Raw genomic sequence first — 13,621 nt, forward strand, 5'->3', positions numbered from 1 at the left:
CAGAGAGGAGCCCTATGGATTACTACGCGGCGCTGATGCGCCATGCAATAAACCCGGAAGACTTGACGGTGCTTGCGGTCGCCGGTGTGCTCGCCGCGGCGGTTCACGAAGGCGGTACGGGAAGATTGCCTATCCCCGGACTGAACGCCGAAGAAACACACTGGCTGCTTGCTCGCTGGTTCCCCCAAGCCGAGAGTTCACTGGGCCTTTACTTTGGCGCGCCAGCCGCGGAGTCACAACGCGGGCCGCGTTATGACGATATCGATCTTGTAATGTTGTTAAAGGCACACGCCAATCCGGGGGTGGGCACAACGACAGAGATCCATTGCATCTCGCACGCGCTGGCCTGCGCCTGCGCAGGAAACAGACATTTATGGCAGGAATTACGCTTTCCTTCGCGCGGAGAATTATCGGCGCTGCTGGCGTACTGGTTCCCGACGCTTGCTAAAAAGAACGTTCACGGCATGAAATGGAAGAAATTTCTCTACAAGGAACTTTGCGAGAGCGAGGCGTTGAACGTCTGCCGGACATCAAGCTGCGGGGAGTGTGCGGAATATTCCAGTTGCTTTGGTCCGGAATGAATGTACGGATCAGTGGCGACTCGGATTAACTTAGATATATTTGATGCCTTCCTCTGTCGGTTGCAGGAAGGATCGCGCGATGTATGTGATTGTGGTGGGCAATATCGGCAAGTGATTTTAATCGACATTGGTTTGTAATATTAACGTTAGCCGAACGGGGAAACAGTTATGAAGAAGTTAGAGATGGTGCTCTGTGGTGCGCTGAGGGCCGCTGCGCTGGTAGGGGCGCTGGCTGCTGCTGCCTCGGAAAAGGCATGTACGTGGCAGGACTCGAAGAACACTTTAGAGAGTTCTTTAGAGAGTTTGTCCCTCTATTGGTGGCCCGGCAGGGGCCAGGAGGTCACGTAGCCGAGGGGATCGACTGATTATTGAGCATTTACGAATGCTGGCGGAAAACCAGCGCGATGACAAAAATAGCTTACGCACTCGTCAGCGGTTAAAGGAAGAAGTAGGTATTGGCTGGGGGGCGATGCGAAGGCGAGCTTGCGATACAGACCCAGCAGTTCGATGTTCACCGGATCCAGATAGGCAGGAACGTGCGGCGATCGTATCGAGATTGAGCACAGGTAGCTGGCTCGTGCGCTGCGCCTCACTGGGCCTGGCGACACCACGGCCGTCGTGATTCAGGCGGCGGCCACGGCATCCCGGGGCTGGGGACAAGCTTTGCTCTCGCGCAGGTGCCCAGCGGTGCAACGTCGCCCCGTGGCGCTCCCGAAAACGCTTGCGCGGGATAGCCGCTGTGGAGCGCCGATGGCAGGCATTCTGCGTTCCAAAACGTGACCGCGAATTCGGTCGATCTGCGTGTTGCCGCACGGGATGATGTTACGCCCGGGTGATTGTTACGGTTGAATGGTCTTGCGGTGCCGAGTGTCCTGGTCACCAGATTCCGCTCGATTCGTTTGCCACGCCTTGACACGGCGCCGCAGGGTGTGCGCAACTGGGCGTTGGATTACATGGTGGGAGCCATGGCGATGATACACTCATGCAGCTCCTTTGCCGTGGTGCCGGGCTCGATTTCGAGCCATTGCTGTATCTTCGACTAGGGCGTGTTCACACTATCTAAGGCCGTCGACAATAAGTGCGAAGTTGATGAAGGCGACGAACATGACGTCCAATTTGTCGAATCGGGAGAAGATCCGGCGAAAGCCTTTGAGGCGCCGGAACAGCCGCTCGACCTCGTTGCGGCGCTTGTACATTTCGCGATCGTATTCCCACGGCTCAAGGCGGTTGCTTTTTGGCGGAACAATCGGGATGAAGCCGAGATCGAGTGCCAGTTGCCTGGTTTCGTCGCCTTCGTACGCTTTGTCCATCAACAGGTGCAGCGGCCGATTGGCCGGCCCGAGCCTCCTGAGCAATTCGCGTCCCTGCGGCGCGTCACCCGCTTGGCCGGCAGAAAGCGCGAACGTTATGGCTGTTCGAGCATCCGCGGCAACCATATGAATCTTGGTCGTCCATCCGCCTCGGGACTTTCCGATTGCCTGAGGTCCGTTTTTTTAACGCACCGGTGCCGTCAGGATGAACCTTTATCATCGTGCTATCCAGCGAGACAGCCTCGATCCTGATGCGAACGAGCTGTGCACGCTGCAATTCCGTGAACACGCGATCCAGCACGCCACTTCTGGACCAGCGGTTCATCCGCGTGTAGATCGTATGCCATCGACCGAAACGCTTCGGCAGTCCGCGCCATTTGCAGCCGTGCTCGGCGACATAAAGAATCGCATTGAGCACTTGCAGGTTCGTCAGGCTGACGTTGCCGCGTTGTCGCGGCAGACAATGCTCGATCCGTTGATATTGCGCTTCGGTGATTTCCATCACCAAAGTATACGATCAAACTAAGTTAGTGTGAACACGCCCTAGGTATGCTCGAGCGAATCATCGCGAGTGAACCAGTCATGCGGAACATGCGCTTCTCGGCGATGCGTCGGGCAGACCTCGGCTCTCCTAATCTCCGTCGGTACTTGACCGGAAGCGCTACATTCGGCGACGTGCTGTTGCGCCTCGCGCATTCGACGTTCGTTGCCTCAGGTATCGCCCCCGGAGACAGAATGGTTGTCGCAATCGACGCCGCGTAGCGGAAATGGCAACGCAGGGATGACGCACTTAATGTTCTCCAGGATGAATGACCCGCTGCGAAGCGGCATAGCCAGACACTCAGTCCAGTCAGTTGCGATATCCGTCATTGAACTAACCCGCTGACGGAGGAGGAGGTGGTTGGCCAGCGACATCGGCTCCGGGATCATCCGCGGGACGCATCCGTTCGAGTGCGACGATGGCAGTGCAGTTTGCTGCCGTGACCACTCAGAGCGGAGTCCACCATGACACCCCTACGCCAACGCATGATCGATGATATGCGCGTGCGCAACCTCGCAGCCAATACCCAGCGCCTTTACGTGTCCTACGTCAGTGCGTTCGCCCGTCATTTCGCCGGGGCTATTTCGCCACTGCTCAGTAACGTCTACCTCACTGAGGTGGACCGGATGCTGGAGCGGGCGAAAGAAGCCACGCGCAACGGGAAGTATACCTACGTCGAGTATGCCCGCTTCGCTGATGATCTCTTCGTGCTGATCGATGCACACCCGCGCCATGACTCGCTGCTGGGGGCGGTAAGCAGGCGACTACGGGAGGAGTTTGCCAGGCTACAGGTCGAGGTGAACGAGGAGAAGAGCCGCACCGTGGATCTGAGATGCAAGGAGAGCTTCGGCTTTCTGGGGTTTGGCTTCCGTCAACTCCGCAGTTTCAGGACACGGGCGTGTTGGCTGTATGAGGAACTGGGGCTGTTCAATGGCTACCGGGGTCCGCCGTACCGTCGCACCGAAAGCGCGCCCGGCATGATAGGTCCCATAAACCTTGACGTGAAGCAGACAGGAGAGCGTAGTGCGGGAAAACCGCAAGCTACGTTCGACGTGGCGGGAGCTGGAAACGTGACTATGGCAGCCGGACTGAGGTCAACCGCGAAAGCGGTGGAGAGATCACCGGAGCCTACCGTGCGCGCGCCAGTTCTCGACCCTACCTGCGAGAGACTCGGGGTGCAACTCCCCGGGTCTACTCACCCCTCGAAGTGATCGGCAATCCGAGGCACGAAGAGCACGACCACTTCCTTGAGTGGTGCGGCGGCGGCATTCCAGCCCGCCGCCTTCGATCTCGTGCTCGCGAATCAGCAGCTCTCGGAAGTCAAGTTCTGATCGTCAAGACGGCCTCGGATTGACGCTTACGGGCGAGGCCATCAATCTGTTTGTTGCTCATGAGAGTTGCTCTTGGAAACGATAGGGCAACTCCCTCGCGGGGCGTCGCCCCATGAGGGAAAAATGCGCGGATCAGGCCGCGAGAAAAAAGTGCGATCGGTGCGGCGACAACGGTGAGCGCGGCGACGATGCTCAGACCGCAGCGGACCTAGAGGCAACGATCGAGCCGCGACGAGTGCGACTGTCGATAAGGCCTCGGCGCGCGACTTCCCGAAACGCGCGGTTGATGGTGTTCAGGTGAAAGCCCAGATCGTCAGCAATGCTCCGCTGCGTAGGCAGCGCGTCACCCGGCCGGAACAAGCCGGACCGGATGGCGTGCTCAATCTGGTCTGCGACGGCGAGGTAGATCTTTCCCTGAATCCGCGCAAAGTCCGGTCGCCATTTCAGTTGATCGCGCCCATGGGCCGCTGGCGGCGTGGCCGCGCCGGGGTAAGAGTTGCTTGGCGAAAACATGGCGGCGCGCATCCTACACTGAACGCAGGCGAATCTGCTTCGCGCACTCGTGGCCGTGAGGCACCGCTGCAATGAACGCAACAAAGTTTGCGCGCGCCGGCGGAAGCTCAAGCACGCGCTGGGACGCGATAGCGTCCGCCAGGCTAAGAGCGACGATGAAGGCGCCATTGCCGGTGGCGGCGAGCGCAGCCCGCGATTCGTCGCTCGCGAGAACGAGCGAAATGAAGGGCGCAGCACGCGTTACCTGCCCGGCAGCGACGATACAGGTGATCGCAACGTCGGCCTGCCTACCCATGTGGTGGTCCGACAAGGCGACGGCGTCAACCACTTCGGCATCGATGAGGCAGCGCACGATGTCTTCAGAGAATTGGTTACAGGAGTAAGTCACAACTGATTGCGGGGTTTTCGAAGGGGATTGGGTGGTTGTGTGGGCAACGCGCGGATGATGCATGAAGTGCCCAGCATCGCAAGCGGAATTTTCGGCGGTTCCCGCTTAGCATGCATTGTTTTCCGTTTTCCGAGGCGGCCCTCCAGAGCAAAGCTACTCCCACTACCCACACGCAGAATGCTGACGACACAGGCCGACGTCATGAACGCCGACCCGCTCGCCTTCATCCGCCAGTGGATCGCGACCGGGCATCTCACTCGTCGTCGGTCGGCGCCAGTTCCCAACCGGCGTATTCACCGTTGCGCGATAGCGGATTGTCCTCGCCGACATCGGTGGGTAGGTCGGCCGGGGCGAGGCTGTAGCTGTAAAGCTCGTACAGCACCTGTTGCATTGGCGTGTAGTAGACGATGGAGCGGCCGACAGGCTCGCCGGAGGAGATGATCCCGATAAGTTGCCGTTCGTACGTGACGACCGGTCCGCCGGAGTCGCCGTTTGCAATGCTCTCGAGCTCGGACGAGTGCGCGGCATTGATGTGCTCATAAGTCGGTTTATAAACTCCCGCCTCGACAGACATGCCTTGCCACACGCAGCGGACGCCGGTGCGCCAACCGCTTGTGCAGAACTGTTCATACGGCGCGTCCGACCACCCGGTAACAGCAAGGCGCGCTTCCTGCCCGGCGAGCGACATGAAGACCTGGTTGTTCGCAAGGGGCGTATAAGTCTGGATCGGACTGCAGAAGGCTGCGCTGTGGTGAGAGGAGGCGCATTGCAAGGACATCGGATTCGGCTTGGGCGATACCCGCACAAGCTCGATGTCAGAGGTAGCCGACTGCCACACGACGGTGCCGATGGCAATGGTACCCACCTGGACGGTCGTGTACATCGGCGCGCAGTGCTTGGCAAGCACGAGCCATCGTGTGGCACGTTGGTAAGGCGTCAGTCTGTGGAGGATGCTCTTGGGTACCAACACCGCCCCTACGGTGCATGATCGATCGGGAAGGCTGACCTTCGAGCCAGAGATGACCGGCAGGACGGCGCGGTCGGGATTGCGAGGCTGCACGACGCCCGGGGTTTGCGCCGTGGCGACCGAGGTTGCGAGGGTGGTGGCGATGGCCATAGCGTGGGATGCCACGCGCTTTTGCAGTGGTAGGATTTTCATCAGGGATCGAGTCTTCTCAGGGATGTCGGAATGGGGGAAAGTGGTCGTTCGCGAGGCCCATTCGCGAATTGCATACAACTGATTGCGGGTTTTCGAAGATGATTGAGTGGTTGTGTGAGCAACGAGCGGATGATGCATAGATGTGGCGCCGCTTGTTCGGACAGGGTGACGAGATTTTTAAGTGGAATGGCCGGGCGTTCATGCTGCCGATTTGATCGCAGGGCATGGGGATGATGCGAGGTGCGCGGGCTTGCTCGTTGCTCATTTCGACGACTTCCGTGCGGCTAAAGGGGTGCGTGCCTGCCGCTCGCGGTCCTTGTGCGGGATCTCGTTCTCCATGGTCAACTCGCCAACGCGGCGCATGGCCTCATTGAGCCGGGCTTCGAGAGGATCGCTGTGCCGCTCCTTCAAGCCCGCGTCCATCCCCGCCAAAGCCATCTCACGCCACGATTGACGCCACGCGATCGGCACGCCGACTTCACGGGAAACGACGTCGACAGGCTCGCCGCGCAGCAGGCGGAGTACCACGCTGCGCTTTCTCCCGGTAGACAAGCGCTTGACTTCATCGGCGGCGCGACCGGCTGTGTGGGCACCTTCTTCAGCATAAAAAGCTCTTTTTCTAGACAGCTGCTTTACAGCAAATCTGTGTCCAGAAAAATCCGGGCCGAGGCACGAAGTATCTGAATAACATCGTCGAGCAGGACCACCGCGCGATCAAGCGCCGGACTCGCTCGATGCTCCGGTTCAAGAAATTTCGTTGCGCCCGCATTCTCCCGGGTGGCATCGAAGTCATGCACAGGCATTCTAACCGGTGACCTGCCCTTGAATTTTCAGACCAGTTGAAACTTGAGTGAATGGCCTCCAACGGAGAAAAGAAAGTCATGAAGAAGAGCCGGTTTACCGAAGAACAGAAGGTCACTACCCTGCGCGAGGCGGACAAGGCGCCGGTCGCGGAGGTGGCGAAGAAGCACGGGGTCACCGAGCAAACCATTTACAACTGGCGACAACATTTCGGCGGGCTGGAGGCTGCCGACGTGAAGCGGCTCAAGCAACTCGAGCAAGAGAATGCGCGGCTGAAGAAGATGCTATCTCGAGGTGGACGTGATGAAAGAGATCAACGCAAAAAAGCGGTGAGCGCGCCCGCTCGACGCAAGCAGGTCACCTACGCGAAAGCACGAGGCCTGTCCGAACGGCGTGCACGGTCTCCCGATCGGCGCTACATTACGAATCGACATTGGCCGTGCGGGACGCACCGGTGCCGCGCAAGCGCCCCCGTCGACGCGTGTCGGTCCATCGCCCTCGGCCGGCGGTACGACGCATCTGGGCGCACGACTTCGTATTTGACGCGTGCGCCAACGGCCAGCAGTTGAAGTGTCTGACGGTGATCGATGAGTACATGCGTGAATGCCTGGCAATCGACGTGGCGGGATCGATTCGCTCCGAGCGCGACATCGAAGTCCTGCTCCAACTGGTCAGCCTTCATGATGCGCCTCGTTACTTGCGTTCGGAGAACGGCCCAGAATTCGTATCGCGGGCCATCCTAAAGTGGGCTGCACAGAACGGCATGGACACGGCGCTTAGCGATCCCGGAAAGCCTTGGCAGAACGGCGCGGACAAAAGCTTCCAACGGCAAGTTCCGAGATGAATGCTTGAGCCTTGAATGGTTTCGAACGCGCACGGAAGCGAAGGTTGTGATCGAGCAGTGGCGGCGTCACCACAATGCCATCCGACCGCATTCGAGTCTGGCCCACCTGACGCCGGACGGGTTCAAGCAGCGGTATTATTCAACTGAAGCAACCGAGGGGCCGCTCTCCAAGATTGACCCGAAGAAATCAGGCAGGTCACGGGCCCCGTTGATAACAGTTGACATCTCCGCTATCGTAACCTCGCCGATATGACGGGAAAGATAGTAGAAAAATGCTCCATCAAACAATTCTTCGACCTCTCTGAAATTGATTCTAGGATTCTCATCAACAAACGTCCGCGCTTGTTCATGGGCGCAATCGAGAAGGTTTTTGATTTGCACTTTATCTATAATTCCGAATAGTTAACAAAAAAGTCGTGAATAAACAGTCCATCACCGCGAAAAGCCGACACAACTCTGCGCGCCCTCAATGGGCCTTGGCGTCGAACTGGACGTTTCGGGATGGCAATCCGCTCCGAGAGAAACGCTGACCAAAGCGGTTCGCCGTTAGTTTCGCGTATACGCTCGCGATTTTTATACTGGCAAGCACGACCGACTTCCTGCTTCTTTCACGTACAGACGGACTGTTCCCGCGACATAGCCACAGCCGGTTAAGCGCGATCACCAGATCTTTCAGCGCGCCCTCAGACAGCCTTGATCTTACCGCGCTTAGAGACTCCCCACCACCGACAATAAGCGGTCATTTTGCGAGATTGACTAAACAACCTCCAGAAGAATGGCATCAAATATGTTGAAAACGACATAAATCCTCGTTTGGGCGGTGCTGCCGGCTTTTCAAAGCTCTTTCCAGGCTATCGCGAGAGCAGCCCGCCAGTAACGTCAGCGCTCGACCGAGGTTCGGACTCAGTTGGCTTGCCGTGACGTGAGCAGTCAATTTGTTCTCCGTTCTCGTATGCCCATCGGTCCAGGGCCTTCGGGATGAATTCGGCCCCTTGTCTGCCTTCATAAATCGCGTTAGTGGTCGATCTGATGTGATGCTCTCCAGCGCGGAAACCACGTCTTCCCCTCTGAGTGACGCCCCGACATCGATGACCAGACACTCGCGCGTGTAGTCGCCAACGATCGTAAGCGTGCGCAAAGGCCGCCCGAGGCTCTGTTCTTGACCGACCAGCTGCGCAGCTATGCGGCGGCGAAGGCTGTTTGCGCTGGGCAAACTCTGGATGGCGCGCAAGGCTTTAAGCAAAGCGTGAAACGACCGGCGTATCAGGCCCTGAGTCTCGGCGAACGAAGGTCATCATGCTTCACATAATCCGGACGACCAACCTGCTAGGTTGTGTTCGCATTCTCACCTGCGGTCCAAAGCTTTGAGGCGCAGCCTTATCGCGCCAGCGGCCTCAATCTGGTCACGGCCGCGATCGTGCTGTGGAACACGATTACGCGCAAGAGAAAGACAATGGACATCAGTCGGAGCCTTGAAAATACTGGGATCTGCAGTCAGCAGGATGTCCATTTGGTTGGTCGAAAAAGTGGACAGTACGACCGTCGGAATGTCCGTCTTTCGCGGCAGGTTTCGCATGGTTGGAAACCCGAGAAAGTCGGGCTTCCAACCACGCTGGCGCGTGCAACCCATCGCGCGTCAAGCTCCTATGAGCATCCGGGCTGCGCCTGCCCTTGACCCTTTCAGCGGTGTCGCAGAACCACAACCGGGTTTGATACGTCACTATGCCGGGTGACCCGTAGCGGGAACCTTCGCGAGCACCGGGTCAACGCATGCAAAGCAGCCCAGGCACCCGTTTCGAGCGGGGGCGCCCGCCCGATCTAGCGCGAGTGCAAGGGCAGGATGCTACCGCCACGCAGCGCGGTCAGTTCCTTGCGCAGGCTGAACACGTGCCGCAGCAGTGCGAGTTCACGAGCCAGCGACTCGTCGAGCTGTGTCTGCAGATCCTTCACGTCACCCTTCGCGCGGTTCAAACGTTCGACAAGTTCGAGCTGCGGGCGCTCAGCTACAGCGTTGGCCGCGTCGATCGCTTCGATCAGTTCGGTGAACTGTGGGCGCGACTTCTTGATGCTGCCCTTCTTGCGGCCCGCCTCGATCGCCACGGTGTCGTTGTTGATGCGCGCACCCTTGCGTTTCTTCAGTCGCTCTAGCGCGGCGTAGTAGTCGGTCATGGCGTTGCTCATGCTGCCTCCGGTTTGATCATTTTCTTCTGCGCGTCAAGCAGTCGTTGCAGCGTTTGGGCCTCGATACGGTATTCGACACTCGCCTCATCGACCGCGCGCAACCTCGCGACCGTAACCTGCTGCGCCTTGATCACGCGCTGAAGCTTCGACGGCACGACCACGAGGTTACGGCAGTTCGATTCAAGGCAATCCAGACGCATCCAGTCGAGCGGCATCGACTTGCACGGCTCGACGCTGACGCAGCCGCCCAGCACCGTCTCGCGATACGCCAGTTCGCCCTTCCCGAACATCCTCACCGTATGCTCGCGCGAATAAACCGACACGGGCGAAGCCTGCACGGCACGGCTCTGCACCCAACCTGCGTGCCCGCCGAACAGCCTCTCGTCAGAGAACAGCACCTGCTCGGCGTACGCAAGGTACTCGGACAGGCCCTGCGTCTCGGCCCATTCTTTCGCGAAGTGGGTCCTGTCGGTGTCGATGAAGCCCTTCGCGAACGCCGAACCGCGCGCGTAATACATCGACATTTCTTGAGTGATGTGCTGCAGTTGACGCTTGAGCGTCGGCAGCGTCACGAGGCCGCTGCGGTGTGCGTATAACGCGAGCGTCCTCCGAAGCTGGTGCCGGGTGAACGGCCACTGCTGCCCGACCGCGTACTTCGGCTCGTCTTCCCACGCGCGGTGCAAGTCGACACGCTTCAATTCAGCGATGTCCTCGACCGTGATCGTTGGGAAGACGCGCTTAATAAAGGCTTCGATAGCGTTACGTACGGTACTCGCCACCCGGCCTGCCACATACCCCTCACTACGCAGACCCATACGACAGAACAACAAGTGCGAACCGTCCGTTGATTCGGCGTAGCCTTGCGCGCTGTGCGCACGGTGCGCCTGGCCCGACAACCGTTGCGCGAGCCTGATGGCGCGGCCAGCGAGCGGACTGGTCACCCAGCAAGCGCGCGTGGGACGACCGCCCGACAACTTGGTCGTGATGCCCTCGATGGTGTAATGGGTCACGCCATCCAGAGGGGTTTCGCGCAGGCAGTCGTACGGCAGGCTCTCCGCTTCCATCGCACGCATGCCGGTGAATGACAGGATGACAAGCTGGCATAGCGCCCTGATCGATGCCACAAGCGACGACACGACGTAAGGGGATTCATTGCGTCCGAAGTGTGCAGCAGCTCTTGCCAGTTCCGCAGGGGTGGCCGGACTCTCACCGCCATAGACTCGTGCGAGGTAGTCCGACAGGATGCCAGCGACGCCCTCAGCGACGCCGAGGTCATGCTCACAGGTCGACAGGAAGTGCTGGTAGATCCGCGTCGGGATAACAGGATATTGTGAGCTTCCAGCACGTTGCGCAAAGCGCTCGAGCAGAGGCTTGTGCAGTTGGGCCAGCGGTACGCGCAACCCTGTGGTCCCGACGCCCAGACGGTGAAGCTTTACCAGAATCGAATGAAGGATCTGGGCCTTTCTCTCCCTCCCAGAATGCGCCGCATAGTCCAGAACAACGGCGACGCTAGACAGGCCCTCGTAGAGCGTAAGCTGACGGGCAGCGGCAAAGAACGTGAATCCCTTCAGGCAGGCTGCCCCAGCTATTAGCGTACTGGACGACGGTACCGTGTCGGTCGCTTCGTGCATCAGAAAGTACATCGCCTGCTTCCACTGTCGCGTAGTTGCTTCTGACAGGGCGCAACTTGCGCCCTCAGGCAGATGGCCCCTGAAGTAGATATAGGTGCGCTGCCCAATCGTATACGCACGGATGTCCCAGGCGTCGTCACCAAACAGCGAAGCAGCGTTTCCGGCTTTGTCGTGGGTGACCACCATATCGTCCTCGATCCGGTACCAGTCGCGGCGCCCAGCGAGCGGTGCGATCAACGAGTTCTTCATGCCACTCCCAGTTCGTAAAGCTAGTCGAGTCGGGCCGACCAGAAAGCGTCCAGATTCCCCTCAATATCAACGTCGTGCTCGATCTGATCGACCAGCGCGGCATCGCGCCTGCGCAGTTCATCGTTTTAGCGTCACGCGGTAGAGAAAACGCAGTGCGCCGATCGTTGCGCAGAGACTGGCGGGGGCCAGCTTGCGCTCTTCGCGGAGGTAGACGAGCCAGGCCCGGATCTCCTCGGGACCCAGCAGTTCGGGCGAACGGCGAAAGTGGCGGGCGAAACTGGATACCTGAATCAGATAGGACTTCTGGGTATTCTCCGCAAGGTTGCGGATCTGCATGTCATGTAGTATGCGTTGGCGCAGTGGCGTCATGGCGAGCCTCCTGGAAGCAGTGGGTGGAATGCCCAACCGGGCGTTCACATACTGCTCCTAGCGATACCGCCCACCACCTTGCCGGGGTTCCGCGCCAGACAACCCTCTTCATGAAACGTCAGCCACGGACCTGTGCCAACCTCCCACTACCGCGTCAGCGGTTTAGTACAGCCGCAATAATGCATAGCGGCAAATTACGCGGAGTTTGCATTCTTCAGAGCGCCACGAGCATTGGTGCGACTCGCCATGCGGAGCGCCGCGTATCGGGACAAACTACGCATAAAAAAGCGTGCTTTCCTGATCGGGTAGTAATCCGTTTCAGGAGAGTATCATGATCGCCCTGGTTCCACTACGACCGCAACCACAGGCATGGTTGTGGCACAGCGTCCTTGCTGACTTCGCAGAGGACTACTGCAAATACCTCGTTGATACCGGCTACGCAGTCAGTACCGTCAATCACTATGTCAGGTGCGTCGCGCACTTCGCGCATTGGCTCAATGTGCATCGGATAGCCGCAGCCCGGATTGACGATCGACTTGTCTGCACGTTCGTTAACGACCATCTGCCGCGATGCTCGTGCCCCGATCCCATTCCGAGAAGTCGGGCAGATGTCAGTGCAGCACTTCGACATCTTCTGGATGTGCTCAACGCGAGCACCGTTCCTCGGTTTTTATGGTCAGAGCCAGGCACTGTACGGCATGAGGTGTGCCGCTTCACCGAATACCTGGAGGAAGTCTGTGGTCTTGCTGAGTGCACGCGATATCAGCGCGGTCGCATCATTCGCAATTTCCTGGGCCACTACTTTTGGTCGCAAGGACATTGAGCTGGCGCGGATATCGAATCGGGATATTCTCAGGTTCGTGACGCGATACCCTGATGGGTGCGGGGCGGGAACAGCTCATGTGGCTGGCGTAAACCTCGGTGAGCACGCGGGCGAGATTCGGATAGAGGGACGGTCGGCGATGGCGCAGCCAGATTGCGACGCTGAAACCGATAAGCGCCGTCGCCAACATCCCGCCGGGGATGATTTGGTTTGCAATGGAGACACCTCCTGTCAAAAGTGCCATGTTGGCGACGACTAGGTACAGAACCGCCATCAAGGCCAAAAAGCTCAATATTGGCGCGATCGCACGTTGCCAGCGGTTGGTACGTCGTGGGTTCGACGACAAGAATCCGACTACTGCAAAGCAAGTGAGACACTGGACCGCAATGATGCCGATAGCCGAGGGCGCCGCGGTCAACGGAACAACGACATTCACTGCATTGAGTTGGAAGTATCCACAGACAAGCAACGTCGCTCCGCCATAAACTGTTTGCACGATGCTCGCTCGATGGGGCGTCTGCTGCGTCGGATGGATCGTCGCCAGAGAGCGCGGAAGGATATCCTCCCGGTCCATGGAAAACAAGTAGCGTGCGATTGCGTTGTGAAAGCTGATTAGCACTGCAAAAAGGATGGTGAGCAGGAGCACACTCATCATGGCAGTGGACCATTTTCCAACTACTTTCGCGCTCATGGCGAACTAGTCCGTTGAACCAGATGAATTGCACCGGATTCTCCGCGATGGATCGGAGTACTTCCATTTCAATGGGAGTGCTTGCTTATTGTATTGACGTATGTACCGCATGAGCTTTTTGTCGAGATCCCTGGTGCTGGTGAATACGCCACGCGCAATGACGTCGCGCTGGATGCGGGCAAACCAGTTCTCGACCTGATTCAGCCATG

At 58.7% G+C, this 13,621-nt stretch carries 12 protein-coding genes and 4 pseudogenes; 4 read left to right on the plus strand and 12 right to left on the minus strand.

The annotated features are described in order from the left end of the window. Positions 1 to 14: 14 nt before the first annotated feature. A complete protein-coding gene (locus AB4Y40_RS40810) occupies positions 15 to 581 on the plus strand; it encodes a nitrogen fixation protein NifQ (RefSeq protein WP_368692687.1) in 567 nt (188 codons plus the stop codon). A gap of 1,055 nt (positions 582 to 1,636) precedes the next feature. On the opposite strand, the gene AB4Y40_RS40815 is transcribed toward AB4Y40_RS40810, so the two are convergent. Then, positions 1,637 to 2,393 (minus strand): IS5 family transposase gene (locus AB4Y40_RS40815; RefSeq protein ID WP_368692688.1). Its coding sequence is split into 2 segments (ribosomal slippage): positions 1,637 to 2,075 and positions 2,074 to 2,393, totalling 759 coding nucleotides; the frame shifts between segments, so codons are not numbered across the junction. Positions 2,394 to 2,896: 503 nt separating this feature from the next. Between AB4Y40_RS40815 and AB4Y40_RS40820 the strand changes: the two genes are divergently transcribed. Continuing rightward, a complete protein-coding gene (locus tag AB4Y40_RS40820) occupies positions 2,897 to 3,643 on the plus strand; it encodes a reverse transcriptase domain-containing protein (RefSeq protein WP_368692689.1) in 747 nt (248 codons plus the stop codon). A gap of 312 nt (positions 3,644 to 3,955) precedes the next feature. Here the strand turns inward: AB4Y40_RS40820 and AB4Y40_RS40825 are convergent, their stop codons facing one another. The 4 genes from AB4Y40_RS40825 to AB4Y40_RS40840 all read right to left on the minus strand — a co-directional run bounded on the left by AB4Y40_RS40825 (position 3,956) and on the right by AB4Y40_RS40840 (position 6,351). Beyond that, positions 3,956 to 4,276, minus strand: a complete 321-nt coding sequence (locus AB4Y40_RS40825; RefSeq protein ID WP_368692690.1) for a GntR family transcriptional regulator — start codon at positions 4,274 to 4,276, stop codon at positions 3,956 to 3,958. Positions 4,277 to 4,289: 13 nt separating this feature from the next. Beyond that, positions 4,290 to 4,727: a hypothetical protein gene (locus AB4Y40_RS40830; protein ID WP_368692691.1), complete on the minus strand. Its 438-nt coding sequence runs from the start codon at positions 4,725 to 4,727 to the stop codon at positions 4,290 to 4,292. 190 nt (positions 4,728 to 4,917) lie between these two features. Then, positions 4,918 to 5,781: a trypsin-like serine protease gene (locus AB4Y40_RS40835; RefSeq protein WP_368692692.1), complete on the minus strand. Its 864-nt coding sequence runs from the start codon at positions 5,779 to 5,781 to the stop codon at positions 4,918 to 4,920. Between the two features lie 303 nt (positions 5,782 to 6,084). Beyond that, complete coding sequence (locus tag AB4Y40_RS40840; RefSeq protein ID WP_368692693.1) at positions 6,085 to 6,351, minus strand: hypothetical protein; 267 nt, start codon at positions 6,349 to 6,351, stop codon at positions 6,085 to 6,087. A 137-nt stretch (positions 6,352 to 6,488) separates the two neighbouring features. On the opposite strand from AB4Y40_RS40840, the pseudogene AB4Y40_RS40845 reads away from it, so the two are divergent. Together AB4Y40_RS40845 and AB4Y40_RS40850 are read left to right on the plus strand one after the other, a co-directional pair. Further along, positions 6,489 to 6,620 (plus strand): annotated as a pseudogene (locus AB4Y40_RS40845) (DDE-type integrase/transposase/recombinase); the annotation flags it as partial. An 84-nt stretch (positions 6,621 to 6,704) separates the two neighbouring features. Next, positions 6,705 to 7,625: pseudogene (locus AB4Y40_RS40850) on the plus strand (integrase core domain-containing protein); the annotation flags it as partial. Here AB4Y40_RS40850 and AB4Y40_RS40855 read toward each other — a convergent pair. The 7 genes and pseudogenes from AB4Y40_RS40855 to AB4Y40_RS40885 all read right to left on the minus strand — a co-directional run. Further along, positions 7,604 to 7,849, minus strand: a complete 246-nt coding sequence (locus tag AB4Y40_RS40855; RefSeq protein WP_368692699.1) for a hypothetical protein — start codon at positions 7,847 to 7,849, stop codon at positions 7,604 to 7,606. The pseudogene AB4Y40_RS40850 and the gene AB4Y40_RS40855 sit on opposite strands and share 22 nt — an antisense overlap. 518 nt (positions 7,850 to 8,367) lie before the next feature. Next, positions 8,368 to 8,615: pseudogene (locus AB4Y40_RS40860) on the minus strand (transposase family protein); the annotation flags it as partial. A 671-nt stretch (positions 8,616 to 9,286) separates the two neighbouring features. Next, entirely contained in the window at positions 9,287 to 9,649 is a 363-nt protein-coding gene (locus tag AB4Y40_RS40865; RefSeq protein WP_368692694.1) for a hypothetical protein, read from the minus strand. Further along, positions 9,646 to 11,529 (minus strand): integrase, encoded by a 1,884-nt coding sequence (locus tag AB4Y40_RS40870; protein ID WP_368692695.1) that lies wholly within the window; start codon positions 11,527 to 11,529, stop codon positions 9,646 to 9,648. The genes AB4Y40_RS40865 and AB4Y40_RS40870 overlap by 4 nt, the downstream gene beginning before the upstream one ends. Before the next feature lie 117 nt (positions 11,530 to 11,646). Further along, positions 11,647 to 11,898 carry a site-specific integrase gene (locus AB4Y40_RS40875; protein WP_368692696.1) on the minus strand — a complete coding sequence of 84 codons (252 nt, stop codon included), beginning with the start codon at positions 11,896 to 11,898 and terminating at the stop codon, positions 11,647 to 11,649. Positions 11,899 to 12,674: 776 nt separating this feature from the next. Continuing rightward, the gene (locus AB4Y40_RS40880) at positions 12,675 to 13,412 is read right to left on the minus strand and encodes a hypothetical protein (RefSeq protein ID WP_368692697.1); all 738 of its coding nucleotides are present in this window, start codon (positions 13,410 to 13,412) and stop codon (positions 12,675 to 12,677) included. Positions 13,413 to 13,418: 6 nt separating this feature from the next. Next, a pseudogene (locus AB4Y40_RS40885) lies at positions 13,419 to 13,621 on the minus strand (IS630 family transposase); the annotation flags it as partial.

It is taken from the genome of Paraburkholderia sp. EG287B (assembly GCF_040965595.1).
GTDB lineage: Bacteria > Pseudomonadota > Gammaproteobacteria > Burkholderiales > Burkholderiaceae > Paraburkholderia.